Origin of the sequence: Streptomyces sp. NPDC004609 (genome assembly GCF_042873655.1) — a bacterium.
Lineage (GTDB): Bacteria > Actinomycetota > Actinomycetes > Streptomycetales > Streptomycetaceae > Streptomyces.
In genome coordinates this window covers 28,241-51,363 of record NZ_JBIALS010000037.1, presented here as the reverse complement: position 1 = coordinate 51,363, position 23,123 = coordinate 28,241, and the positions used below count along the sequence as shown (strand labels likewise).

23 protein-coding genes are annotated in these 23,123 nt (G+C 72.2%); 13 read left to right on the top strand and 10 right to left on the bottom strand.

Features of this window, described 5'->3' with window-relative positions; translation table 11 throughout:
* Positions 1-344: 344 nt before the first annotated feature.
* Together mshD and ACFYT4_RS29350 are read right to left on the bottom strand one after the other, a co-directional pair.
* Positions 345-1,268, bottom strand: a complete 924-nt coding sequence (gene mshD / locus ACFYT4_RS29355) for a mycothiol synthase (protein WP_389275502.1) — start codon at positions 1,266-1,268, stop codon at positions 345-347.
* Positions 1,269-1,312: 44 nt separating this feature from the next.
* Entirely contained in the window at positions 1,313-1,888 is a 576-nt protein-coding gene (locus tag ACFYT4_RS29350; RefSeq protein WP_389275499.1) for a TetR/AcrR family transcriptional regulator, read from the bottom strand.
* Positions 1,889-1,997: 109 nt separating this feature from the next.
* Between ACFYT4_RS29350 and ACFYT4_RS29345 the strand changes: the two genes are divergently transcribed.
* Entirely contained in the window at positions 1,998-2,582 is a 585-nt protein-coding gene (locus tag ACFYT4_RS29345; protein ID WP_389275496.1) for a dihydrofolate reductase family protein, read from the top strand.
* 56 nt (positions 2,583-2,638) lie between these two features.
* Here ACFYT4_RS29345 and ACFYT4_RS29340 read toward each other — a convergent pair whose 3' ends face one another.
* A complete protein-coding gene (locus tag ACFYT4_RS29340) occupies positions 2,639-3,100 on the bottom strand; it encodes a MarR family winged helix-turn-helix transcriptional regulator (protein WP_389275493.1) in 462 nt (153 codons plus the stop codon).
* A 254-nt stretch (positions 3,101-3,354) separates the two neighbouring features.
* On the opposite strand from ACFYT4_RS29340, the gene ACFYT4_RS29335 reads away from it, so the two are divergent.
* The 4 genes from ACFYT4_RS29335 (at position 3,355) to ACFYT4_RS29320 (ending at position 5,917) form a co-directional block, all read left to right on the top strand.
* Positions 3,355-4,203 carry a helix-turn-helix domain-containing protein gene (locus ACFYT4_RS29335; protein WP_389275490.1) on the top strand — a complete coding sequence of 283 codons (849 nt, stop codon included), beginning with the start codon at positions 3,355-3,357 and terminating at the stop codon, positions 4,201-4,203.
* A 10-nt stretch (positions 4,204-4,213) separates the two neighbouring features.
* Positions 4,214-4,414, top strand: coding sequence for a DUF397 domain-containing protein (locus ACFYT4_RS29330; RefSeq protein ID WP_389275487.1), 201 nt, complete (start codon positions 4,214-4,216; stop codon positions 4,412-4,414).
* Positions 4,415-4,688: 274 nt separating this feature from the next.
* Complete coding sequence (locus ACFYT4_RS29325; protein ID WP_389275484.1) at positions 4,689-5,144, top strand: hypothetical protein; 456 nt, start codon at positions 4,689-4,691, stop codon at positions 5,142-5,144.
* 119 nt (positions 5,145-5,263) lie between these two features.
* Positions 5,264-5,917, top strand: coding sequence for a hypothetical protein (locus ACFYT4_RS29320; RefSeq protein ID WP_389275482.1), 654 nt, complete (start codon positions 5,264-5,266; stop codon positions 5,915-5,917).
* A gap of 320 nt (positions 5,918-6,237) precedes the next feature.
* Here the strand turns inward: ACFYT4_RS29320 and ACFYT4_RS29315 are convergent, their stop codons facing one another.
* On the bottom strand, positions 6,238-6,666 hold the full coding sequence (locus ACFYT4_RS29315; protein WP_389275479.1) for a hypothetical protein: 429 nt from the start codon (positions 6,664-6,666) through the stop codon (positions 6,238-6,240).
* A gap of 176 nt (positions 6,667-6,842) precedes the next feature.
* Here ACFYT4_RS29315 and ACFYT4_RS29310 point away from each other — a divergent pair, with 176 nt between their 5' ends.
* From ACFYT4_RS29310 to ACFYT4_RS29290, 5 genes are all read left to right on the top strand, one after another.
* Complete coding sequence (locus ACFYT4_RS29310; RefSeq protein ID WP_389275477.1) at positions 6,843-8,015, top strand: sensor histidine kinase; 1,173 nt, start codon at positions 6,843-6,845, stop codon at positions 8,013-8,015.
* Positions 8,012-8,680 carry a response regulator gene (locus tag ACFYT4_RS29305; protein WP_389275474.1) on the top strand — a complete coding sequence of 223 codons (669 nt, stop codon included), beginning with the start codon at positions 8,012-8,014 and terminating at the stop codon, positions 8,678-8,680. Before ACFYT4_RS29310 ends, ACFYT4_RS29305 begins: the two co-directional genes overlap by 4 nt.
* A gap of 328 nt (positions 8,681-9,008) precedes the next feature.
* The gene (locus ACFYT4_RS29300) at positions 9,009-9,257 is read left to right on the top strand and encodes a hypothetical protein (RefSeq protein ID WP_389275471.1); all 249 of its coding nucleotides are present in this window, start codon (positions 9,009-9,011) and stop codon (positions 9,255-9,257) included.
* The gene (locus ACFYT4_RS29295; RefSeq protein ID WP_389275468.1) at positions 9,254-11,458 is read left to right on the top strand and encodes an MMPL family transporter; all 2,205 of its coding nucleotides are present in this window, start codon (positions 9,254-9,256) and stop codon (positions 11,456-11,458) included. The genes ACFYT4_RS29300 and ACFYT4_RS29295 overlap by 4 nt, the downstream gene beginning before the upstream one ends.
* A gap of 531 nt (positions 11,459-11,989) precedes the next feature.
* Positions 11,990-13,816, top strand: a complete 1,827-nt coding sequence (locus tag ACFYT4_RS29290; protein WP_389275466.1) for a bifunctional metallophosphatase/5'-nucleotidase — start codon at positions 11,990-11,992, stop codon at positions 13,814-13,816.
* 133 nt (positions 13,817-13,949) lie between these two features.
* Here the strand turns inward: ACFYT4_RS29290 and ACFYT4_RS29285 are convergent, their stop codons facing one another.
* The 5 genes from ACFYT4_RS29285 to ACFYT4_RS29265 all read right to left on the bottom strand — a co-directional run bounded on the left by ACFYT4_RS29285 (position 13,950) and on the right by ACFYT4_RS29265 (position 19,183).
* Positions 13,950-15,353 (bottom strand): sensor histidine kinase, encoded by a 1,404-nt coding sequence (locus ACFYT4_RS29285; RefSeq protein ID WP_389275463.1) that lies wholly within the window; start codon positions 15,351-15,353, stop codon positions 13,950-13,952.
* A complete protein-coding gene (locus ACFYT4_RS29280; protein WP_389275460.1) occupies positions 15,350-16,081 on the bottom strand; it encodes a response regulator transcription factor in 732 nt (243 codons plus the stop codon). The genes ACFYT4_RS29285 and ACFYT4_RS29280 overlap by 4 nt, the downstream gene beginning before the upstream one ends.
* A 97-nt stretch (positions 16,082-16,178) precedes the next feature.
* On the bottom strand, positions 16,179-17,159 hold the full coding sequence (locus tag ACFYT4_RS29275) for a S1C family serine protease (protein ID WP_389275457.1): 981 nt from the start codon (positions 17,157-17,159) through the stop codon (positions 16,179-16,181).
* Positions 17,160-17,371: 212 nt separating this feature from the next.
* A complete protein-coding gene (locus ACFYT4_RS29270) occupies positions 17,372-18,394 on the bottom strand; it encodes a LacI family DNA-binding transcriptional regulator (protein WP_389275454.1) in 1,023 nt (340 codons plus the stop codon).
* A gap of 24 nt (positions 18,395-18,418) precedes the next feature.
* Complete coding sequence (locus tag ACFYT4_RS29265) at positions 18,419-19,183, bottom strand: winged-helix domain-containing protein (RefSeq protein ID WP_389275451.1); 765 nt, start codon at positions 19,181-19,183, stop codon at positions 18,419-18,421.
* A gap of 384 nt (positions 19,184-19,567) precedes the next feature.
* On the opposite strand from ACFYT4_RS29265, the gene ACFYT4_RS29260 reads away from it, so the two are divergent.
* The 3 genes from ACFYT4_RS29260 (at position 19,568) to ACFYT4_RS29250 (ending at position 22,220) form a co-directional block, all read left to right on the top strand.
* A complete protein-coding gene (locus tag ACFYT4_RS29260; protein ID WP_389275449.1) occupies positions 19,568-19,822 on the top strand; it encodes a MoaD/ThiS family protein in 255 nt (84 codons plus the stop codon).
* Positions 19,823-19,832: 10 nt separating this feature from the next.
* A complete protein-coding gene (locus ACFYT4_RS29255; protein ID WP_389275446.1) occupies positions 19,833-21,269 on the top strand; it encodes a hypothetical protein in 1,437 nt (478 codons plus the stop codon).
* 198 nt (positions 21,270-21,467) lie between these two features.
* The gene (locus ACFYT4_RS29250) at positions 21,468-22,220 is read left to right on the top strand and encodes a DUF2993 domain-containing protein (protein ID WP_389275444.1); all 753 of its coding nucleotides are present in this window, start codon (positions 21,468-21,470) and stop codon (positions 22,218-22,220) included.
* A gap of 242 nt (positions 22,221-22,462) precedes the next feature.
* Here ACFYT4_RS29250 and ACFYT4_RS29245 read toward each other — a convergent pair whose 3' ends face one another.
* Positions 22,463-23,083, bottom strand: a complete 621-nt coding sequence (locus tag ACFYT4_RS29245; RefSeq protein ID WP_389275441.1) for a TetR/AcrR family transcriptional regulator — start codon at positions 23,081-23,083, stop codon at positions 22,463-22,465.
* Between the last annotated feature and the right edge of the window lie 40 nt (positions 23,084-23,123).

The window sequence follows — 23,123 nt, the reverse complement described above, 5'->3', positions numbered from 1 at the left end:
CGCGTGGGCGGATTCCGGACATCGGCCGCGGTGGTCACCGGAGGTGAGTTCCCTGTTGCTCTCCGTGTGGAGTCGGTGTCGGGGACTGTACGGACCGGTGGTACGGACGGCCCTGCCCGCGCGGGGTCGAGTCGCGCGGGCAGGGCCGCGCCGACCGGGCGGGGTGCGGCGGCCGGGCGCCCCGGGCGGTGGGCCGGGGTGGCCGGCCGTCGCCCGGGCGCCCCGGGAGTGCCCCGGCACGGGCGACCCGGGCGCTCCGGGGCGGACCCGGTGGGGACCCGCCCGTGGTGCGGTGCGTCAGCCCGTGGTGCGGGACACCAGGTCCGTATGCCAGGTCCGGTACATCAGGTCTCGGTGCGGTACATCAGGTCGACCTCGTACGTGGAGAAGCCCAGCCGTTCGTACACGGTCACGGCCGCCGTGTTGTCCGCGTCGACGTAGAGCATCGCGGTCGGCAGCCCCTGCGCGGCGAGATGGCGCAGCCCGGTCGCGGTGAGCGCCTTGCCGAGGCCGCCTCCCTGCGCGTCGGGCCGGATGCCGACGACGTACACCTCGCCGAGCTGCTCGGTGGCGTGGACCTTCGTCCAGTGGAAGCCGACGATCTTCCCCTCCCGTTCGGCGAGGAAGAACCCCTTGGGGTCGAACCAGGGCTCGCTCATCCGGTCGTCGAGGTCCCGCTGGGTGAGGGAGCCCTGTTCGGGGTGGTGCGCGAAGGCGGCGGCGTTCACCGCGAGCCAGGCGGCGTCGTCCTGGCCGGGGACGAAGGTGCGTACGCTCACCCCGGCCGGGTACACCGGCTCGTCGATGTCCGGCGGGCTCAGGGGCCGCCGCATCTGCCGCAGTTCGCGGAAGAGGGTCAGACCGAGTACCTGGGCCAGATGCCGGGCGGCGGACTTGCCGCCGTGCGCCCACATCCGCAGCCGCTTGCCGGAGGCGGCGAGCAGCGCGTTCCCGAGGGCCCGGCCGTGTCCGCGGCCCCGGTGGGAGGGGTGGACGACCAGCTCGGCGGCCGGGGCCTCCACCGGATCGGTGTCCTCCAGCTGCGCGTATCCGACCAGTTCACCGCCGACGGTGAGCAGGAGGTGCCGTACGCCCTCCCGCTTTCCGCCCCGGAGCTGCAGCCTGCCCTGCTCGGAGACGGCCTGGGTTCCGTCCGCGGCGGCGGCCTCGGCGAGCATGGCCAGCACGTCCTCGGCCCGCTCGGGTGTCAGTGCGTCGAGGCTCTCGATCTGCCGGCCGGGCTCCGGAATCACTGCGTCAGTCGTCATGCCACGAGCCTACGGCGGCGGCCCGGCCGACCGGGGTGCCCGGGTCAGCGCGGCGGGACGACCCGGCTGACGACGGTGTCCACGATCGCGTCCAGCTCCCGGTCGGAGAGCATCCCGGGCAGGGTGAAGTGCTCCAGCAGCACCCCGGTCATGGCGAGGTAGAGGACGAGCACGGTGTCCTCGTCGCCCGGCAGGCCGAAGTCCAGATGGAAGCGGACGCCCTCGTCGAAGGCGGCGCGGACGGCGCGGTTCAGCTCGATCTGGAGGGCGGGGCGGCGGGTGGCCTCCAGCCGCAGTTCCAGCAGGGCGAGATAGCCGGTGCGCTCATCGGTCATCCGGCGCACCAGCCAGCGCATCAGCTCCTTGACCAGCTCGCGGTCGGGCGCCGCGCGCATGGTCTCGTCGACCTGGAACGGGTCGGGGGTCATCCGCACATGGATCCGGCTGCCCGCCTGGGTGAACAGATCGTCTCTGCTCGTGAAGTAGTTGGACGCCGTGCCGACGGGGACGCCGGCCTGTTTGTCGACCGCGCGGAAGGTGAGCCCGCGCGCGCCCTCGCGGGCGAGCACCTCGATGGCGGCGTCGACGAGGGCGGTCCTTCGCCCGGGGTTGCTGACCATGTGCGGCTGCCTCCTGGCATGTGGTGTCGGTCATGGCGCTTGCCTTAACCACTACATGTGAAGCACTATATTCGAAGTGGTTGCGGTCTCGGAAGGAACGGGGAACACCTTGCGCAAGCTCACCTACTTCATCGCCTGCTCGATCGACGGCTTCATCGGGGACCCGGGCGGTGACGCCTCGTCCATGTTCAGGTTCGTCGACGAGGAGTTCCTGGCCTTCCTCACGGCGGAGTACCCGGAGACGATCTCCTCCGAGGGCCGGACGGTCCTCGGCCTCCAGGACATGGAGAACAAGCACTTCGACACGGTGATCCAGGGGCGGGCCAGCTATCAGCTGGCGCTGGACGTCGGTACGACCTCTCCGTACGGACAGATGCGCGAGATCGTCGCCTCCCGGACGATCGAGAAGTCGCCCGACCCCCATGTGGAGCTGATCTCCGGCGATCTCGTCGGCAGGGTCCGCGAGCTGAAGGCGGAGGGCGGCGGGCTCGGCATCTGGCTCTGCGGGGGGTCGCGGATCGCGGGCGAGCTGCTCGACGAGATCGACGAGCTGGTCATCAAGACGTATCCGGAGGTGTACGGCTCCGGGATGCCGATGTTCGGCGCCGGCTTCACGCCCAGGGAGTTCACGCTGGAGTCGGTGCGGGCGTTCGGGAACGGGGTGCTGGTGCGGACGTACGGCCGCAAGCGGTGACGGTGCCGGGCTGAGCCCCGGCGCCTGAACCCCGGCGCCCGGGCCCCGGGGCGGGTCTAGCCGGGGGGCGGGCCGGGGGTGGTGAGGCCCGTGAGGAGCTTGGCGGAGATGCGGCTCAGCTGCGCCAGTTCGGTCCGGTCGAGGTGGCGGCCGAGGGTTTCGTCGAGGACGCGGAGGTGGGTGGCCCGCGCGCGGGTCATCGCCTGCCGTCCGTCGTGGGTGAGGGCGGCGTACACCTCGCGCCGATTGCTCGACGGCCGGTTCCGCTCGATCCACCCGCGCGAGACGAGCCGGTCGACGATCCGGGTCAGGCCCCCGGGTGTCACACCGAGCCGGCCGGCCAGCTCCCGCATCCGCAGACCGCGTTCGGGCGCGGCCGACACCCCGGCGAGGAGGTCGTGCTCCAGGAGGGAGCACGCGGCCTCCTCGGAGAGGCGGCTGTCGAGCGCCCGGCGGACCGTCTCATCGGCGAGAGCGAGATTCCGCCAGGTCAGGAGCACGGCTCCGTCGGCTTCCACGGCGTGACAGTAACACCCTGTTGCCCGGCCGATATGTGTCACCGCGATCACTGCCCGAGCGATGATTCGGCGCCGTCCCCACTCCCTGACGGGCACTCAGAAGGGCCTGTGCCGACCGCCGCCGGGTGCCGGACGGGTGCCGTGGCGGGCCCGGCCCGGGGGCGGTGCAACAGTGGTACGGCTGTCGCATCCCGACGGGTGGACCCGTGGCAGAGTGGGGCGCACACTCGTATCCACGGGAAGGGGAGGGCGTCATGCCGCCGAGGAGCTATCCGACCGCCCGGCAGAAGCGGTTGGGAGCCGAGCTGCGGAAGCTGCGCGAGCGGGCGGGCATGACGGGCAGCACCGCGGCGGCCTTCCTGGGCGGCGAGCGGGCGCAGATGAGTCATATCGAGTCGGGCCGCTACGGCGTCAGCGCCGAACGGGTCCGCCGTCTCGCGTCCCACTATTCCGCGACGGACAGGCATCTCGTCGACGCCTTGGCGGCGATGGCCGAGGAGCGCACCAAGGGCTGGTGGGAGGAGTACCGGGGTGTCCTTCCGCCCGGCTTCCTGGATCTCGCGGAACTCGAACATCATGCGACATACATGCGTCGAATCCATATGCTGCACATTCCCGGCCTCTTCCAGACGAAGGAATACGCCCGGGAGCTGATTCTCGGCGGTGTTCTGGACCTGCCGGCCGCGGAGCTGAATCCGCGTGTGGAGCACCGTATGGCCCGGCGGGGCATCTTCGACCGGCCGCGGCCCCCGGAGTTCGAGGCCCTGGTCCACGAGGCCGCCCTGCGCATGCGGTACTGCGCCACCGACACCATGCGCGACCAGCTCGAATTCCTCCACGAGGTGTCGATGTGGCCGAGCGTGACCGTACGGGTCATCCCCTTCGGCGCGCAGATCACGGGCTCGGTGCAGTCGATGCTGTACGCGGGAGCCTCCATCCCCCCGCTCGACACCGTCCAGATAGACAGCGCATTCGACGGTGGATTTCTGGACGCGGAGGCGCAGTTGGTGTGGTATCGATCCTTGCTCGACTCGGTCAGAGAGATCACGCTCACCCCGGACGAGTCACGTAAAACCATCCGACGCATCGCAAGGGAAATGTGAGTCAAGGCGCATGACCGACCGAATAGTTTGGCAGAAGTCCTCGTTCTCGGGGCCGGACAACAACCCGGACTGTGTGGAGCTGGCCAGCGTGGACGGCCTGATCAAAATGCGTGAGAGCGACGATCCCGACCGGATCATCACCACCTCCGTCGACAAGCTCCGTGCGTTCATCCTCGGTGTCAAAGCAGGGGAGTTCGACCACCTGGTCTGATGCGCGCGCACGTCCGGGCGCCCCTCTCCCCCGGGTGAGGGGCGCCCGGCATATGCCGGTGCAACAGTGTGCCGTCCCACTGTTGCGCCACTGCATGCTGTAGCGCTACGGTCGCTGTGCGTCGCCGCTGCGGGCCTGATCCGGCAGGAGCATGCCCGGCCGCGGTGTGGCTCCCCTGCTCCGCGCCTGCGAGGGGATTCGCCGGTTCCTCCGCCCGCGTCGCCGGTCAGCGCGCGGGAGGGGCACCTCATGCCGATGCTTCAGGAGGCGAGACATGCACATGCCGCCCCTCTCGACATCCCCGCGGGGGACAGCGCGACCGGCCCGGCCGGCTCCCGCCCCGCTCATCCGGTCCGGCCTCTGGTTCGAGTCACTGCTCTGCGCCCCCTGTCCCGACGGCGACGGGGACGGTGATCACGAACGCACCCCGCAGCCCCAGGAGTTGCGGGCCCCCGCCTCCCCGCGGGAGGCCATCCGCATGATCCGGGAGTCCGTGCACGCCACCGCCTCCCGGATGCGGCCGCGCCAGCGCCGCGCGATGCTCGACGCGCTCGACGACCAGGACGACGGGACGGGCGACCCGCGCCCGGGGGACATCAGGGCGCTCGCCTCCCTCCACCGGGGGCAGCCGGTCGCGTTCGCGTACACCGCCGTCGACGGCGTCCACTTCGAATGGGCCGTACGCCCCGTCACCTTCCTCGTCCTGACCCGGCGGGACGACGTCCCGTGAGCCATGTCACGTACCACCGCGGCCGTTCGAACGGAACCGGACGAGATCCTTCTCCTCTTGACCACCGAGATGGTCCGGATAATCATCCTGGGCACGGCGCTCTCTGGTAGGAACGAGAGATGACCGCACAGGACGAGGAATCCCCTCTAGCCGATGAGGAGTTCGAGTGCAGCATCGAACTCGGGCCCGGTTGGGTCGACATGACGCTGCGTACGGGGACGACGGCCGAAGCGGAGGCGCTGGCCGGGCAGATCGTGGGACTGCGCGGCGCGCGGGCCATGACGATCGACAAAGGGGCGTTCTTCGCGGATCTGGTCGAGCGTGCCGTCCGGCTCAATGACGGCGGGCCGATCATGGCGGCCGTGTGCTACGCCGAGAACGGCGAGGCACTGGCCGACTTCGTGATCGATTCGTACCGGGAGGAGGGCCCGACGCGGCCGCGCCGGGCGGAGGTCCACACCCTCCTGCTGAACTGGGCGGGCGTCGAGACCACCGGGGAGAACGAGGTCACCTATCCGGACCTCCCCTCGGGTCCCGCGGTACGCGTGCGGTCCAAGGTGCGGACCAAACAGATGCTGGGGCTCTGGCACCAGGACAGCGGGACCGTCCGGTACGCCGTGGCCCCGCCCGGACTGCGGAGCCTGATCGTCGTCACGGCCAACTGGCAGAACATGGACCGGTCCGACGAGATCGCCTGGCTGGTGGACGAGTTGATGCTCACCCTCCAGGTCACCATCCTCGAAGCCCACGGCGACCCCGTCCCGGCGGCGTAGCGGACCCGGCGCAACCCACCCCGCCCAACGGACCCGGCGCGGCGGATTCCGGGCCGGGGACGGGCGGCCCCCGGCACGGAGGCACCGGGCGGGCCCGGAGAGCGGACGGCGGACGACACGAAAGGCGCGGCCGGTGCGGCGGCCCGCCCCGGGGGTCGCCCGGCTCGCCCCCGGAGTCGCCCGCCCGGTCGCCTGCCCCGGGTGCCGGCCGCCCCGGCTCGCGCCACCTCACCGAACACACACCCGCGGGCGCGTACGGGACCTCCGCGCCGTCGCGCCCGGGACGTGCCCGCGCGGAGGGCCGACTTCCGGCCTCCGTCTCAGGAGGGCGTGCCGCGCATCCGGCGTACACCCATCGCCAGCGCCCCGCAGGCGGCGCCCCACAGGGCGTTGACCAGACACAGCGGGACGAGCGCGTACGGCCGTGCCAGCGGGCCCTCCAGCCGGCCGAGCAGGATGGGGGACAGGACGGCGCTCAGGACCGTCACCGCCAGGGCGTAGGCGAGGCCCGTGACCACCAGTGTCAGCAGCGGATCGCGGTCACGGCGCAGCCCGACCGTGAGAATCCAGGTCAGCGAGATGACCGCCGTGAGGATCAGCGGGGTCGCCGGTTTGCCCAGCGCGTCGCTGAGCCCGGCGGTCGACATCAGCGGGCGGACGAGCGCGACGGCCGTCAGCACGGCCACCAGGGGCCGGTTGAGGGCGCGCAGCCGCTGTGTGAGGGAGAGATCGGTCCGCGGTGCGTTCATGGTGCCCAGCGTCGGGGCCGGGAGCGCGTGCGGCATCGGGCCCCGGCTGACACCGTGCCTACCCCAGTGGTTGCGGGTCCACGGGCCTCGCGTACCCCCGTGGTTGTCGAACGGGCAGATCCGTTTCCGCCGTACGGACGGAGGCGCCCACCCGTCCCCCGCCCTAGGCTGACCACATGTTTGCTGGAGCGCTGTCCCGTCTGGGGCTCGGGCTGCCGCACGGGCGCGCGGCGGACGCGGCCGTCGCCACGGGTGTCCTGGCGCTGGTGTCGGTCGGCAGCCTCCGGTCGCTGATCGGGGAACGGGAGGAGCCGTGGCCGGCCACGGTCCTCGGCTGGACCCTCCTCGTCCTCGTCTGCGGGTCGCTGTACTTCCGCAGGCGCCACCCGGTGGCCGTCGCCGCGTTCACGATCGCCGGCGGGGCCGCGTACTACCTCACCAGCACCTATGACGGGCCGTTGCTGGTCTGTGTGGTCGTGGCGCTGTACGCCGTCGCCGCCGAGGGGCGGCTCCAGGCGGCCGTCGCCCTGGCGTCCCTGACGCTCATCGCCACCGGGATCGGCACGCTCTCCGGGAACGAGGACGTCAACAGCGTCGCCCTGTTCATGCTGACCGGCTGGATCGTGGGCGTCGTCGCGCTCGGCCGGCTGCGGCACAGCCGCCTCGTCCACGCCCGCGAGGTGGAGCAGCGCGCGGTGAGCGAGGAGCGGCTGCGGATCGCGCGCGAACTGCACGACGTCATCGGGCACCACATCTCCCTCGTGAACGTCCAGTCCGCCGCCGCGCTGCGCCGTCTGCGCAAGGATCGCGCCGCCGGGGCCGCGCAGGCCGAGGAGGCCCTCGCCGCGATCAAGGACTCCAGCCGGGAGGCCCTGCGGGATCTCCGGGCGACCCTGGGCGTGCTGCGGGAGTCCGGCGAGGCGGCGCCGACCGCGCCCGCGCCGGGACTCGACCGGGTCGGCGAACTGGTCGAGTCGGCGCGGCTCGCCGGACTCGATGTGCGGACGCGGGTCGGCGGGGAGCGCCGCCCCCTGCCGACCGAGGTCGATCTGGCCGCGTACCGCATCCTCCAGGAGTCCCTGACGAATGTGACCCGCCACGCCCGCGCCACGGCCGCGACCATCCAGGTCGGCTACGGACCCCGGGAGCTGACCGTCGAGGTCACCGACAACGGCCAGGGCGCCGCGCTCCACGGCACCGGCGCCGTCGGCAGCGGTATCACCGGAATGCGGGAGCGCGCCCGCGCCCTCGGCGGGGAGTTGACCGCGGGGCCCCTGCGGGAGGGCTTCGGGGTACGGGCCCGGCTGCCGTACGCGTCCCACAGGAACGGAGTGTCACCACTGCCATGATCAGAGTTCTGCTGGCCGACGACCAGCGTCTCGTACGCGCCGGATTCCGGTCGATCCTGGAGGACGAGGACGACTTCGAGGTCGTCGGCGAGGCGGGCGACGGCGCCGAGGCCGTCGCCGCGTGCCGTGAACTGCGCCCCGACGTCGTCCTCCTCGACATCCGGATGCCCGGTGTCGACGGGCTGGAGGCGGCCCGCCGTATCGGCGCGGACCCGCGGCTCGACGCCGTCAAGGTCGTCATCCTCACCACCTTCGACCTGGACGACTACGTGTACGGCGCGCTGCGCGCCGGGGCGAGCGGCTTCCTCGTCAAGGACACCGAGCCCGAGGAACTCGTCCACGCGGTACGGGTGGCCGCGCGCGGCGACGCCCTGATCAGCCCCGGGATCACCCGCCGGCTGATCTCCGAGTTCGCCGGACGCGTCAAAGCGCCCTCCCCGAGTCCCCGGCTGAACGCGCTCACCGGGCGGGAGCGCGAGGTGATGCACCTGGTCGCGGCGGGCCTCACGAACGACGAGATCGCCGAGCGGCTGGTACTGAGCCCCTCGACCGCGAAGACCCACGTCAGCCGCATCATGACCAAGCTCGACATCCGCGACCGCGCGCAACTGGTCATCCTGGCCTATGAGTCGGGCATGGTCCGCCCGGGGTGGCTGGGCGGCTGACCCCGGGGGCGCGGGGCCGCGGGGCTGATCCCGGGGCCGGATCAGGGGCCGCGGGGCTGACCTCGGGGGCGGGGCGCGTGCCGGGAGTGCCGACGGCCGGTGGTGCGGGGCGGGTTCGCAGGTACGGGCGGCGCTCGCCGGTCCGCGTGCGCTCGCGGTGCCGGGGACCCCGGGGCCCTGTGGTGCGGGGTTCCTCACGGTGGCGCCACAGCCGCCGACCGCAACCGCGGGTGTACGCGTGCCACGGTCATCCGCTACCGCCGTCGTATGCCCACTGTCCGCTCCCGGCCGACGCCCGCGCGCGTACCGTGACCCGAGCCTGAGGGGCATGAGCACACACGCACACTTTCCGCCGGGCAAGGCGGGCGCAGCGGTTGTCGGAACACTGGCCGGGGGAGCCGCCGGATTCCTCGTGGCCGAACTGGTGGCCGTGTTCCTCGGCTCCGTGCTGGGCTGGACGCCGGACGAGGACGGCTCCGTGCTGCCGGCCCCGTTCCTCATCGGCGCACCGGTGGTCTGCGCCGTCGTCGGCACGGTCGTCGCCGTACGGCTCGCGGGGCGGGGGCGGCGGTCATGACCCCGGCGAACGGCAGGACGGCGCCCGCCACCCACCGCGCGGGGGTGTTCGCGCGGCTCGCCTCCTGGGCGCAGCGGCGCCGCTGGGGCGCGCTGCTCCTGTGGCTCCTGGTCGTCGCGGCGATCACCGCCGCCTCCCAGGCCGTGGGCAGCAGGTACCAGAACGACTTCTCGCTGCCCGGCACGGACTCCCAGACCGCCACCGATCTGCTGCGCGAACACGGTTCCGCGCAGGCGGGTGACAGTGTGCAGATCGTCTTCAAGGACGGCGGCGGGCTGAACGCCCGGCGCGACGGCGTCGAGAAGATGCTCGCGACCGTACGCGGCCTCCCCGGGGTCGCGGACGTCCGCAGCCCGTACGAGGACACCTCCGCCCTCTCGAAGGACGGCACCATCGGCTACGCCACCGTCACCCTCGACGGCAAGGCCGAGGAGGTGCCGAAGGCGGAGGTCACCGCGATCATCGACACCGCGCGGGCCGCGGCGGCGGACGGGCTGGAGGTCCAGCTCGGCGGGGACGCCGTCAGAGGGGCCCAGGAGGAGTCGGGCGGCGGGGCCGAAGGCGCCGGAATCCTCGCCGCTCTCGTCATCCTGGTGCTGCTGTTCGGCTCGCTGCTGGCGGCGGCCGTGCCGCTGGTGACCGCGCTGTTCGCGGTGGGCAGCGCGATCGGGCTGATCGCGCTGGCCTCCCGGGTGTTCACCGTCGCGGACTTCACCCCGCCGATCATGATGCTCGTCGGGCTGGGCGTCGGCGTGGACTACGCGCTCCTCATCTTCTACCGGTACCGCCACGAACTGATCCGGGCCGCCGAACGGAACCCCGGATCGGCCCGTACCGGCGGAGCCGCAGCGCTCGCCGACCGGGACGCGGCCGTCCGTACCGCCCTGGACGCCGCCGGGCGGACCGTCTTCTTCGCCGGCTGCACCGTGATCATCGCGCTGCTGGGGCTGGTGGCTCTCGGCCTCGGGTCGCTCCAGGGCGTCGCGCTGGCCGTGGCGCTGACGGTGCTGGTCACCATGGCCGCGTCCCTGACGCTGCTGCCCGCACTGCTGGCGGTGTTCGGCGCGCGCATCCAGCGCCAGGTGCTCCGGCGCGCGGCCAGGGCGAAGGCGAAGGGCAGGCGGGAGGGCAACCGCTGGCGTGCGCTGGCCACCGCCGTGCAGCGCAACCCGCTGCCCGCGCTGCTGGCCTCCGTCATCGCGCTGCTCGCGCTGTCCGCGCCCGCGCTCGGGCTGCGCCTCGGCTTCGCCGACGCGGGCAACGACGGTGCCGACACCACCAGCCGCCAGGCGTACGACCTGCTCGCCGAGGGCTTCGGGCCCGGCTTCAACGGGCCGCTCGTCGTCGTCAGCCGGGGCGACGAGGCCGCCGCCCAGCGGCTGCGGTCCGCCCTGGACCGTACGGACGGGGTCGCCGCCACCACTCCGCCGCTGCCCACGGAGGACGGCGCGGTCTCCACGGTCATCGTCTTCCCCACGACCGCGCCGCAGGACGAGGGCACGGCCGATCTGGTCCACACCCTGCGCGACGAGGTCCTGCCGCCGCTGGGGCGGGAGACGGGCGCGGAGTACCTGGTCGGCGGAGCGACCGCCGCGACCCAGGACTTCGCCGACGCGGTGTCGTCCCGGATGCCGCTGTTCGTGGCGATCGTGGTGGGGCTGTCGACGCTGCTGCTGATGGCGGTGTTCCGTTCGCTGCTGATCCCCCTGAAGGCCGCGCTGCTCAATCTGCTGTCCGTGGCCGCCGCGCTGGGCACGATCACGCTCGTCTTCCAGCACGGCTGGTTCGGTGTGGAGCCCGGACCCATCGAGGCGTTCATCCCCGTGATGATCTTCGCGATCGTGTTCGGGCTCTCCATGGACTACGAGGTCTTCCTGATCTCCCGTATCCACGAGGAGTGGGAGCGCACCCGGGACCACTCGGGCGCGGTACGCGAGGGGCTGGCCGCCACCGGCAAGGTGATCACGGCCGCCGCGGCCATCATGATCGTGGTGTTCGCGGCCTTCGTCCTGAGCCCGGGCCGCATGCTCCAGCAGTTCGGCCTGGGCCTCGCGGCGGCGATCCTGCTGGACGCGGTGGTGATCCGCTGCCTCGTCGTCCCGGCGGCGATGGAGCTGTTCGGCCGGCGGGCCTGGTGGCTGCCGGGGCCGCTCGCGAAGGTCCTCCCGAAGATGGCCATCGAACGGCCCGGAGGGAGCTGATTTTTTTGTGGCTCCTCCCATTTTTTGTGGCTCGGTTCGCCTCCGGGCCGCTTCAGCGTGTGTCGACGGTCGACCGTGCTCGATCCTTCGTTCCTCAGGATCTCCGCGCGCTCTCCCTTTCGACACCCGCGCGGCCCTTCGGCTCACTCGCCCAAGGGGCGAGGGTCTCCGCGTGCTCGGCTTCCCGCTTGGCCCCGGCTCGCCTGCCGGTACCCCGCGCGGCCCTTCGGCTCACTCGCCCAAGGGATGCGGGGCCTGTACCGGCTCGGCACCCGGGGCGGGGGGGGGGGGGGGGCCCCCCCCCCCCCGCCCGCCCCCCCCCCCCCCCCCCCCCCCCGGCCCGCACCCCGCACACAGGTGCGGTCCCGTTGGTTCCGCTCCTTCCGATGGCCGGAAGAAGCGGGTGAAGGTAACCAGGTCGTCACCCCTTCCCCCTGTTGCGCTACGCGCGTTGACCCTAGGCTGCCGCTCGCAGCGCTCCATCACCCGCCGAGCCGTCAACGAGCCGTCAACGAGCCATCAAGGGGAAAGATGTCAGCCAGCCCGCACAGGACGAGACCCCCCAGGCCCCACAAGAGTCGCCGCCGTATCCTCGCCGCGGTCGCCGGACTGACCACCGTCGGCGCGCTGGTCGCCGCGGTGCCGGCGGGCGCCCAGGAGAGCCGGGAGCACCGGGACCGGGGCCACAGCCACGGCCGCACCGTCGACGTGCAGTTGCTGTCCTTCAACGACCTGCACGGCAATCTCCAGCCGCCGTCCGGCTCGGGCGGCCGGGTCACCCACACCAACCCCGACGGCACGACCCGGACCGTCGACGCGGGCGGTGTCGAGTACCTCGCCACCCATCTGCGCGAGGCGCGCGAGGGCAACCGCTACTCCATCACCGCCGCCGCCGGTGATCTGATCGGCGCCACCCCGATGCTCTCCGGCCTCTTCCACGACGAGCCCACCATCGAGGCGCTGAACCGGCTGAAACTCGACGTCACCTCCGTGGGCAACCACGAGTTCGACGAGGGCGCCGTGGAGCTGGCCCGTATCCAGAACGGCGGCTGTCACCCCACCGAGGGCTGCTTCGAGCAGGGCAAGAAGTTCAAGGGCGCCGACTTCCCCTATCTCACCGCCAATGTGACGCACGAGAAGAACGGACGGCCGCTGCTCGACCCGTACGTCATCTGGGAGCGCAACGGCGTCCGGATCGGCTTCATCGGCGTGACCCTGGAGGGCACACCGGACATCGTCAACGCCGCGGGCATCAAGGGCCTGAAGTTCGGCGACGAGATCGAGGCGATCAACAAGTACACCAGGATCCTGGAGCGCAAGGGCGTCAAGTCCATCGTCGCGCTGCTGCACGAGGGCGGGGCACCGGCCTCCTCCTCGTACAACTACGACTGCGACAGCCCGGGTCCCGGCGACGGCATCTCCGGCCCGATCGTCGACATCGCCAAGAAGGTCAGCCCGCAGGTCGACGCCCTGGTCACCGGCCACACCCACCAGGCGTACGCGTGCACCGTCGCGGACCCGGCGGGCAAGCCGCGCACGGTCACCTCGGCGGCCTCCGCCGGACGGCTGTACACGGACACGACGCTGACGTACGACCGCCGTACCAGGGACATCGTCCGTACCTCCGTCGCCGCGGCCAACCACGTCGTCACCCGCGACGTGCCCAAGGCCGCCGACATGACCCGGCTGATCGACCGCTGGAACACGCTGGCCGCGCCGGTCGCCAACCGTCCCGTCGGCCATGTCTCGGCCGACATCGACAACCCCGCCGCCGAGGAGCGCCCGCTGGGCAATCTGATCGCGGACGCCCAGCTCGAAGCCCACGCGCCCGCGGACAAGGGCGGTGCGCAGCTCGCGCTGATGAATCCGGGCGGCATCCGGGCGCCCCTGGTCCACAAGGCGTCCGGGAGCGAGGGCGACGGGGTGGTGACCTACGGCGAGGCGTTCACCGTCCAGCCGTTCACCAACATGATGAACGTCGTCGACCTCACCGGAGCGCAGCTGATCACCACGCTCCGGCAGCAGGTCAGCGGCCCGAACCAGGCGTCCCCGAAGATCCTTCAGGTGTCGCGGGGCTTCACCTACACCCTCGATCTGACCAAGGCGGGCGCGGACCGGATCGTGACGGGCTCCATCAGGCTGGGCGGTGAGGCGATCGACCCGGCGAAGACCTACCGGGTCGCCCTCAACGAGTTCCTGGCGGGCGGCGGCGACGGATTCTCGGTCCTGAAGGAGCACAGCAACAAGCTCGTCGGCACGTCCGACCTCGATGTCCTGATCGCCTACCTGGGCGCCCACTCCAGCGCGTCGTCCCCCCTCGCGCCGCCGGCCCTCGGCCGCATCACCGTCGTCAAGTAGCCCGCACCCGCCGAAATCCGCCGAAGAGCCGAGATCCGCCGAAATCCGCAGAAGAGGGGAGGGGGCGCTAACGCTCCCTCCCCGCGGCCGGAACGCCGGTGTCCGCTCCCGGCCGTCGAGGACCCGCGCCCTCTCACACCCGCTCCGGCGGCGGCTCCCCCGCCCCCGGCAGGCGGATGACCGCCACCGTCCCCCCGCCCTCCGCGGGCTCCAGCCGGATCTCGCCGCCCGCCTGCTGCACCGTACGCGCCACGATCGACAGCCCCAGCCCGGACCCCGGCAGCGCCCGCGCCGACGGTGAGCGCCAGAACCGCTCGAAGACGTGCGGCAGCTCATCGGCCGGAATGCCGGGCCCGTGATCCCGTACGGTCAGCTCGCCGTCCTTGAGCCGGACGTCCACCGTCCCGCCCGCCGGCGAGAACTTCACCGCGTTGTCCATGACATTGACCAGCGCCCGTTCCACCCCGGCCGGCTCCGCCCGTACGTACCAGGGGTCGAGATCCGCCGCGAACACGAGCTCCGGCCCCCGCAGCCGCACCCGTTTCACCGCAGTCTCCGCGATCTCGTGCAGCGGCACCACGGTCAGCGGCCCGCTCTGGGCCGCGTCCGGCCGGGACAGCTCCTGAAGGTCGCCGATCAGCGCGGCCAGCTCCGCCATCTGCGCCTTCACCGACGCCATCAGCGCCAGACGGTCGGCGGGCGGTATCGCCCGTCCCGTCCGTTCACTGCGCGCGAGGAGTTCGATGTTCGTCCGCAGGGACGTCAGCGGCGTACGCAGCTCATGCCCCGCGTCCGCGATCAGCCGGGCCTGCCGGTCCCGTGAGGACGCCAGCGCCGCGGTCATCGAGTTGAACGAGCGCGACAGCCGGGCGATCTCGTCGTCGCCGTCGGCGGGAATGCGTACGGCCAGATCCTCCGTCCGCGCCACATGCTCCACCGCTTCGGTGAGCCGGTCCACCGGCTTCAGCCCGGCCCGCGCCACCCACAGTCCCGCAGCCCCGGCGCCCAGCACCCCGACGCCCGCGAGTCCGGCCAGCAGCAGGGCGAGCCGGTTCAGCGAGGTGCTGATCTCGTCCAGCGGCCGGGACACGGAGACGGCCACCCGGTTCCCGCCGACGGTCGTGTAGGTGGTGTGCACCCGTACGGGCTGCCCGGTGCTCGTGACACTGTCGTGGAGGGCGTACTCCAGCGAGCCGTTCGCGACCCCGACGTCCACCGCCTTGACCCGCACCGGCAGGTCGTACTGGGAGACGCAGCGGGAGCCGTCGTGCAGCACGACCTGGGTGTACGCGAACGTCGCGGACCCCTCCCGGGGCACCGGGTTGTCGATGCAGTCCACCAGCGCGTTCCGTACGACCTGTTCCGGCGCGCGGGTGTTCTTCAGCGAGGTGTTCAGCTCGTCGTTGAGCTGCGTCCTGGTCAGCAGCCAGGCGGCGACCGACACGGCGGCGACGGCCGCGGCGACGGCGACGGCCACCAGCAGCGCGAGCCGGGATCGAAGCGGCAGGCTGCGGAACCGGTGGACCAGTCCCGTCACGCCTCACCGCCGCCGGTACGCAGCACGTACCCCACCCCGCGGACCGTGTGCACCAGCCGGGGTTCACCGCCGGCCTCGGTCTTCCGCCGCAGATACATCACATACACATCCAGTGAATTGGAGCTGGGCTCGAAGTCGAAGCCCCACACGGACTTGAGGATCTGCTCCCGGGTCAGCACCTGCCGGGGGTGCGCGAGCAGCAGTTCGAGGAGCGTGAACTCGGTACGGGTCAGCTCGACGGGCCTGCCGCCGCGGTGGACCTCACGCGTCGCCAGATTCATCCTCAGATCCGCGAACCCCAGGACGTCCTGGTCACCGTCGCCGTCCGCGCCGCCGCCCATGGCGTACGAACTGCGCCGCAGCAGCGCGCGGATCCGGGCGAACAGCTCGTCCAGTTCGAACGGCTTGACCAGGTAGTCGTCGGCGCCCGCGTCCAGTCCGGTGACCCGGTCGCCGACGGTGTCGCGCGCGGTCAGCATCAGGATCGGCACGGTCGAGCCGGAACCCCGCAGCCGGCGGGCGGCGGTCAGCCCGTCCATACGCGGCATCTGGATGTCGAGCACGATCAGGTCGGGGCGGTACACGTCCGTCTTCTCCAGCGCGTCGAGCCCGTCGACGGCGACCTCGGTGCCGTACCCCTCGAACGCCAGACTGCGCTGGAGCGCCTCTCGGACGGCGGGCTCGTCGTCGACGACGAGGATGCGGTCGCCCTCACGCGAATCAGTCATGCCTTCAGCGTCCCACGCGCTGTACGGGCCGGGGTCGTGACCGGGGCCGGGCCCGGGGTCCGGGCACACGGGCCCGGCGGGATCCGGAGGGGAGGTTCTAACCGCCGGAGCGGAGGTCATCGAGAACGCCCTTCACCGTGTCGACCGGGATGGCGAACCCGAGACCGACACTGCCCGCGGTGGAGCCGTTGGAGGCGCTCGGCGAGTACATCGCGGAGTTGATCCCCACGATCTGCCCGCTCATGTTGATGAGCGCGCCGCCCGAGTTCCCGGGATTGAGGGAGGCGTCCGTCTGGATGGCCTTGTACGTGGTCTTCGAGTCACCCGTGTCCCCGTTGAACTGCTGCCCGCCGAACTCGAAGGGCCACTCCCCGTCCGGCTGCCGCCCCTGCCCCGGCCCGGGCTCCTTGGCGACGGTCACATCCCGGTCGAGCGCCGAGACGATCCCGCTGGTCACCGTGCCGGTCAGCCCCTCCGGCGAGCCGATCGCGACGACCTCCTCGCCCACCTTCAGCTGGTCCGAGTCACCGAGAGCCGCCGCCTTCAGACCGCTCGCGCCCCGGAGCTTGACCAGCGCGAGGTCCTTGTCCGGGGCGGTGCCGACGACATCGGCGGTGTACGTCCTCCCGTCGCTGAGCCGTACCTTCACCGCGTCAGCGCCCGACAGGACGTGGTTGTTCGTGACGATCTCGCCGTCCCCGGTGATGATCACGCCCGAGCCGGTCGACTGCCCCGAAGCCGTCTCCGCCCTGATCTCCACGATGCTCGGAGACACGGCCTGGGCGACCCCGGCGACCGTGCCCGTGCTGCTGCGCGCCACATTGGTCCCGGCCACCCCGGTCCCGTCCGTGCCGCCGCCGTCCCCGGTGAACCGGTCCACGAGCGCGGACGCCCCGCCCCCGACCGCCGCCGCCACGATCGCCACCGCGACGAGGAGCGCCACCGGCCGCCTGGCGCGCGCCCGGGACCCGGCGGCGGCCTGCTGCGGAGGCGGCGGCCACGCACCCGTGCCGTACGCCGTGGAGTAGGGGTCGGTGGGCGGCGGGGGCTGCGACTGGTCGCGGTAGTAGTCCGTCATGGCAACGACTGTCCGTCCCCCGGATGAGAACAGTCTGAGGTGCCACTGAGAAGGGGGGCAGAACTGTGCAGGACCCGCCTAAGGACGCGGGACGCGTGTGGCGGACGCGGGACCCGGCCGAGGACACAGGACCGGCCGGAGACCCGGTACGGGGACCGGCCCCGCTCCCCGACCCGGCCTGATCCACCCCGGCCTGATCCGAACGAAAAACGTCAGCCGCAGCCGCACGAGCGGCGGATCACCAGTCCCGACGGGAACTGCTTCACCCGCTCGCGCCGCGAGCCCGTCACCCGCAGGCTGTCGTCCAGCACCAGGTCCACCGCCGCCCGTGCCATCGCCGGCCGGTCCGAGGACACGGTCGTCAGCGGCGGGTCCGTCAGATGCGCTTCCTTCACATCGTCGAAGCCGGCGACGGCCAGCTCCCCGGGCACGTCGATCCGCAGCTCACGCGCCGCGCGCAGCACACCGAAGGCCTGGTCGTCGGTGGAGCAGAACATCGCCGGCGGCCGGTCGGGGCCCGACAGCAGCTTGAGCGCCACCTGATACGCGTCGTACCGGTTGAAGGGCGCCTGGAAGAGCCGCCCCTCCACCTCGCGCCCGGACTCCACCATCGCGCGCCGCCAGCCCTCGACATGGTCGGTGACCGGGTCGCCGACGGGCGGGGTGTCGTCGGGACCGCCGAGGCAGGCCACGTACGCGTAGCCGTGCTCCAGCAGATGCCGGGTCGCGAGCTGCGCGCCGCCGATGTCGTCGAGCACGACGGCCACGTCGTCGATCGCCTCGGGGCGCTCGTGCAGCAGCACCACGCGCGCGTCCCACGCCTCTATCTCCTGCGCCGCCTGCTCGGTGAGCCCCTGGCTGACGAGGATCAGCCCGGAGACCCGCATCCCGAGGAACGCCCGCAGATAGTGGACCTCGCGCTCACGGCGGTAGTCCGAGTTCCCGACGAGGACCATTTTCCCGCGCTCGGCGGCGGCCTGTTCCACCGCGTGCGCCATCTCCGCGAAGAACGGCTGCCGCGCGTCCGGCACGATCATGCCTATGAGGTCGGTGCGCCGGGAGGCCATCGCCTGGGCGACCCGGTCGGGCCGGTACCCCAGCTCCTTGATAGCGGCGAGTACCCGCTCGCGTGTGGCCGGGGCGACCGGCCGGGGTCCGTTGTTGATGACATAGCTCACGACAGCGGTCGACGTACCCGCCAGTCGCGCCACATCGTCCCGCGTCACCTTGGCCACACGCGGCAGTCTACGCGGGGTGACCTACCTCTGGGCAGGGCGTACGGCGGATTCCTGCAGCTCGGCCGGGTCTTCCGTACGGGTGACGGCGGCCGCGCCCGCGGCCTCGCGTTCCGCTTTTTCCGGCGCCACGAACCGGTAGCCGACGTTCCGTACGGTCCCGATGAGCGACTCGTGCTCCGGGCCGAGCTTCGCGCGCAGCCGGCGCACATGGACGTCGACCGTCCGGGTGCCGCCGAAGTAGTCGTACCCCCAGACCTCCTGGAGGAGCTGCGCCCGGGTGAACACCCGCCCGGGGTGCTGCGCCAGATACTTCAGCAGCTCGAACTCCTTGAAGGTCAGATCGAGGACCCGCCCCTTCAGCCTGGCGCTGTAGGTCGCCTCGTCCACGGACAGATCGCCGTTGCGGATCTCCATGGGGGAGTCGTCCGTACCGAGCTGCCGTCGGCCCGTCGCCAGCCGCAGCCGTGCCTCGACCTCGGCGGGGCCCGCCGTGTCGAGGAGGACGTCGTCCACGCCCCAGTCGGCGGTGACGGCCGCGAGGCCGCCCTCGGTGACCACGAGGATCAGCGGGCTGCCGGGCCCGGTCGACCGCAGCAGCTGGCACAGCGACCGCACCTGCGGCAGATCGCGGCGGCCGTCGACGAGGATCACGTCCGCGCCGGGGGTGTCCACGAGTGCCGGGCCCTCGGCGGGGGCCACCCGCACGTTGTGCAGCAGCAGTCCGAGGGCGGGAAGCACCTCCGTCGACGGCTGGAGTGCGTTGGTGAGGAGCAGCAGAGAGCTCATCGCGCCCCACCTGCCCGGGTCTTTCTGCTGTTGTGCACGGTTCGCTCGCCCATAACGTCGGTTCCTCCTCGGTCCCTGCGAGGACGTTGTGCTGCGGCCCTGCTCTGGCTGTACGGTGCGTCCCGTTCACCTGCCTGTAACAACGGGCAGGAAACGCAAAAGGACCCGGGGGCTGCTTTGCCCGGATCCTGATCTCAGCAGGATAGCCCACATGCCGTCCGGGCCAGAGGGCCGATTTCACACTGTGGGATGTCTCCCAGTTCCCTTCCGGGCGTCGGCACGCAAGGCTCCGGACCTCCGATGGTGTCCGGATTGAGGCGATTTTTCAAACCAGTGGGCCCGCGTGCATGGCCCATGATGGAGGCCGACGAAAGGAGTGGCGCCATGGCAGCGGGGACGATCCGCTACTGGGCCGCGGCCAAGGCGGCGGCCGGGACGGCGGAGGAGCCGTACCGGGCGGTGACGCTCGCCGAGGCACTCGAAGGAGTCCGCACGCGCCACCCGGGTGAGCTGACGCGGGTGCTGAAGAGGTGTTCCTTCCTCGTCGACGGCGATCCCGTCGGGACGCGCGACCATGAGACCGTACGGCTTGCGGAGGGCGGCACGGTCGAGGTGCTGCCGCCGTTCGCAGGAGGGTGAACCGGACAGCATGAGCAGCGACCAGCAGTTTCCGTACGATCCGTACCGGCAGCAGCCGCAGCGGCCGTACGACCCCTACGCGGAGCCGCACCCGGGCCAGTCGGGTCACCCCGGGCGCCTGAGCCAGTCGGGTCAGCCGGGTCACCCCGGCCAGTCGGGTCACCCGGGACCGTACGACGGGCAGGGGTACGGGCAGCCGTACCCGCGGCCCCAGCCGTCGCCCGTGCACCAGGACCCGGCCCAGACCTGGGAGGGCGAGACCTGGGACACCCAGTACCAGCCGGCGGTCCCGCCGGCCGGGACCGCCGCGGCCGGTCCCGGTGAGCGGACCGCGTATCCGCCGCCCGTCCCTTCCGCGTACACCGCCGGCCCTGCCGAGGAGACGGCGTATCTCCCGCCGGTCCCGCCGATCCGCTCCGAGCAGGGCGGCCACGACATCGGGCCGGCCGAGGAGACCGCGTATCTCCCGCCCGTGCCGCCCGTGCACACGGCCGGTCCCGCCGAGGAGACGGCGTATCTTCCGCCGGTCGTGGGGGGCTCCCGTCCGCTGCCGCCCGAGGTGCCGTACGGAAGCGCCACCGCGGGTCCCGCGGGCCCTGCCTCGCCGGTCGCGCCCGCGCCGCCCGTCCCGTCGGCGGGCGCCGCCCCGGCCGAGGGCTACAGCAGTCCCACCGTCGGCGGCAACACCCGGGTCACGGACGCCCAGCGCGCCCGCGCCGAGGGCCGTTCGCCGATCATCGCGCCCGGGATCCAGCCGGCCGGGCTGACCGCCGTGCTCGGGCTGCTGCTCGCGGGTGGCGCCGCCATCGGCTCGTACGCGCTGCTCGTCCCGCTGGTCGTGCTCCAGGCGGTCACCGCGGCCGGGTGGTTCCGGCTGAACGGCATGTGGCCCGCCCGCCAGGGCATCGCGCTCGCCTTCGCGGGCGGCCTGGCGGCCGACGCGGTGCTGCTCGGGGTGGGCCGCCAGAACGCCCCCGCCGCGATCATCGGCACGCTGGGCGTGTGGGTCCTGATCACCCTCGTGCTCCAGCTCCGCAGCCACGCGGGCGCCGACGAGCGGATGCAGGGCCTGATGGCGACGGTCGCCTCGGCCGCGCTGACGATTCTCGCGGCCGGGTATCTGGCGTCGGCGGACGACGCCGTGGTGATCGGCGGTATCGCGGTCGCGGTCGCGGCGGTGATCCGTGCGCTGCCCCTGCCCGCCGTCGCCTCCGTGGTCCTGTCGCCGCTGGCGGCGGCGGGCGCGGGAGCCGTGGCCGGAGCCCTGACGGACGTGGGGCCCCGGGGTGCGCTGCTGGGGCTCACCGCGGGCGTCCTCGCGCTGGTCGGACTGCGGGTGGCGAGCTACGACTACCCGTCGCGGTTCGTCCACTTCACCGCCGGGGTGGCCCTGCCGCTGACGGCCGCCGCGCCCGCGCTGTATCTGCTCGGCCGGGCCCTGACGTAGCCACGAGCGGGTCGCGGGACGGGGTCATCGGGCGGCGGCACGGAGGGGGTCACCGGACGGGTGAGCCGGACCACCCCGGCGTGGTTGCGGAACCATCGCCACCGTTCGGACGTCGATCAGTAACGACAAGGCGTCGTCCCGACCGGCTCAGGCTCGTGGGCGTCACGGGGCCGGACGAATCATGGGGGACAACGGGTCATGCGCGCGTTGCGAATACTTCTGATCACCGCGGTGATCCTCGGCGGCCTTTTCATCGCCGCGGACCGGATAGCGGTGAACATGGCCGAGTCGGAGACGGCCGACCGGATCAGGAGCAGTCAGGGCCTGTCCGCCACGCCCGAGGTCTCCATCAAGGGCTTCCCCTTCCTCACCCAGGTCGCGGGCAAGCAGCTCGACGAGGTCGACGTCAGCCTCGCGGGCATCACCGCCACCGCCGGCGGACACACGGTCAATGTCACCGAGGTCACGGCGGAACTGCGCGATGTGAAGGTCAACAGCAGTTACTCGTCCGCCGTCGCGGGCAGCGCTGACGGCTCCGCCCGGATCTCGTACGAGGACCTGACGAAGGCCGCTCCCGAGGGCGCGACCGTGAGTTACGCGGGCCCCGAGCGGGCCGCCAAGGGCCAGGTCAAGGTCACCGGCCCGCTGCTCGATCTGCTGAAGGGCGCGGGTGTGGACATCCCCGGCCGCGCCGAGCCCCTGCTGAAGGGCGCGGGCGATGTCACCACGTACAGCTCGGTCGTGCTGAAGGGCGGCACCACGGTCCAGCTGAAGGCCGAGACCCTGCCGGGCATCCCGGTGCCGGGCTTCGAGCGGAAGCTGCGGGAGATCGTCGACTACGACCTCAAGATCGAGGGGATTCCCGCGAGCCTGAGCCTGGACCGGGTCGAGACGACGGCGGACGGGCTGAAGTTCGCGGGCAAGGGCACGAACGTGGCTCTGGTGGGCTGACCCGGACAGCCGGACAGCCGGACAGCCGGAGAGCCGGACAGCCGGACAGCCGGAGAGCCGGACAGCCGGACAGCCGGACAGCCGCGACCCGGCGGCTCGTCGGCAGGACCGGCGGCGGAGTTCAGGCGCCCGAGGGCTGGGCGACGGGCGGGCCGGTCAGGACATGACAGCGCGCAGGACATACAGAGCGCAGGACGTACAGCGTGTCAGGCCGTACGTCGGCTCAGGACGTACAGAGCGCGTCAGGGCGTCGAGAGGGAGATCAGCCGGGCGAGATGGCGGCCCGCGAGCAGCAGCGGCTTGTCGTCGCGGGAGACCTGGGCGGCCAGTTCGGCGCCCTCCAGGGTGCTGATCACCGTGCAGGCCAGATCCGACGCGTCGTCCTCGGGGACCCCGGCGGCCCGGAGGCTGTCGAAGACCAGGGACTGCCAGTGCGCGAAGGCCGCGGCGGCGGCCTGCTGGATGTCGGGGAAGCGCCCGGCGGTCCCGAGCGCGGTGGCCGTGACCGGGCAGCCGTCGGCCCAGTCCGACTCGCGCAGCCCGTCGGCGAGGCTGCGGGCGCAGGCCATGACCGCCTCGGCCGGGTCCCGCTCGCCGTCGAGGATCTCCCGCAGGATCGTGGCGAAGTCCTGCTCGCCGTGGCGCACCGCCGCGGTCGCCAGCTCCTGCTTGCCGCCGGGGAAGAAGTGGTAGACGGAGCCGAGCGTGGCGTCCGCCTCCTGCGAGATCTGCTTGATCGAGGTGCCGTCGTACCCCTGGCGCTGCATCAGTACCGAGGCCGCGCGGACGATCCGCTCACGGGTGCCGGGGATACCGCCCCACGCCGTCGCTGCCGTCGCGTGCTCTCGTGCCGTCGTCTTCACCGTGCCAATCTAGTGGATGGAACGACCACTACAGAGGGGT

Coding starts and splice junctions, on each gene's coding strand:
- mshD (WP_389275502.1), bottom strand. CDS start 1,268: ATGACGACTGACGCAGTGATTCCGGAGCCCGGCCGGCAGATCGAGAGC.
- ACFYT4_RS29350 (WP_389275499.1), bottom strand. CDS start 1,888: ATGGTCAGCAACCCCGGGCGAAGGACCGCCCTCGTCGACGCCGCCATC.
- ACFYT4_RS29335 (WP_389275490.1), top strand. CDS start 3,355: ATGCCGCCGAGGAGCTATCCGACCGCCCGGCAGAAGCGGTTGGGAGCC.
- ACFYT4_RS29330 (WP_389275487.1), top strand. CDS start 4,214: ATGACCGACCGAATAGTTTGGCAGAAGTCCTCGTTCTCGGGGCCGGAC.
- ACFYT4_RS29325 (WP_389275484.1), top strand. CDS start 4,689: ATGCACATGCCGCCCCTCTCGACATCCCCGCGGGGGACAGCGCGACCG.
- ACFYT4_RS29320 (WP_389275482.1), top strand. CDS start 5,264: ATGACCGCACAGGACGAGGAATCCCCTCTAGCCGATGAGGAGTTCGAG.
- ACFYT4_RS29315 (WP_389275479.1), bottom strand. CDS start 6,666: ATGAACGCACCGCGGACCGATCTCTCCCTCACACAGCGGCTGCGCGCC.
- ACFYT4_RS29310 (WP_389275477.1), top strand. CDS start 6,843: ATGTTTGCTGGAGCGCTGTCCCGTCTGGGGCTCGGGCTGCCGCACGGG.
- ACFYT4_RS29305 (WP_389275474.1), top strand. CDS start 8,012: ATGATCAGAGTTCTGCTGGCCGACGACCAGCGTCTCGTACGCGCCGGA.
- ACFYT4_RS29300 (WP_389275471.1), top strand. CDS start 9,009: ATGAGCACACACGCACACTTTCCGCCGGGCAAGGCGGGCGCAGCGGTT.
- ACFYT4_RS29295 (WP_389275468.1), top strand. CDS start 9,254: ATGACCCCGGCGAACGGCAGGACGGCGCCCGCCACCCACCGCGCGGGG.
- ACFYT4_RS29290 (WP_389275466.1), top strand. CDS start 11,990: ATGTCAGCCAGCCCGCACAGGACGAGACCCCCCAGGCCCCACAAGAGT.
- ACFYT4_RS29280 (WP_389275460.1), bottom strand. CDS start 16,081: ATGACTGATTCGCGTGAGGGCGACCGCATCCTCGTCGTCGACGACGAG.
- ACFYT4_RS29275 (WP_389275457.1), bottom strand. CDS start 17,159: ATGACGGACTACTACCGCGACCAGTCGCAGCCCCCGCCGCCCACCGAC.
- ACFYT4_RS29265 (WP_389275451.1), bottom strand. CDS start 19,183: ATGAGCTCTCTGCTGCTCCTCACCAACGCACTCCAGCCGTCGACGGAG.
- ACFYT4_RS29260 (WP_389275449.1), top strand. CDS start 19,568: ATGGCAGCGGGGACGATCCGCTACTGGGCCGCGGCCAAGGCGGCGGCC.
- ACFYT4_RS29255 (WP_389275446.1), top strand. CDS start 19,833: ATGAGCAGCGACCAGCAGTTTCCGTACGATCCGTACCGGCAGCAGCCG.
- ACFYT4_RS29250 (WP_389275444.1), top strand. CDS start 21,468: ATGCGCGCGTTGCGAATACTTCTGATCACCGCGGTGATCCTCGGCGGC.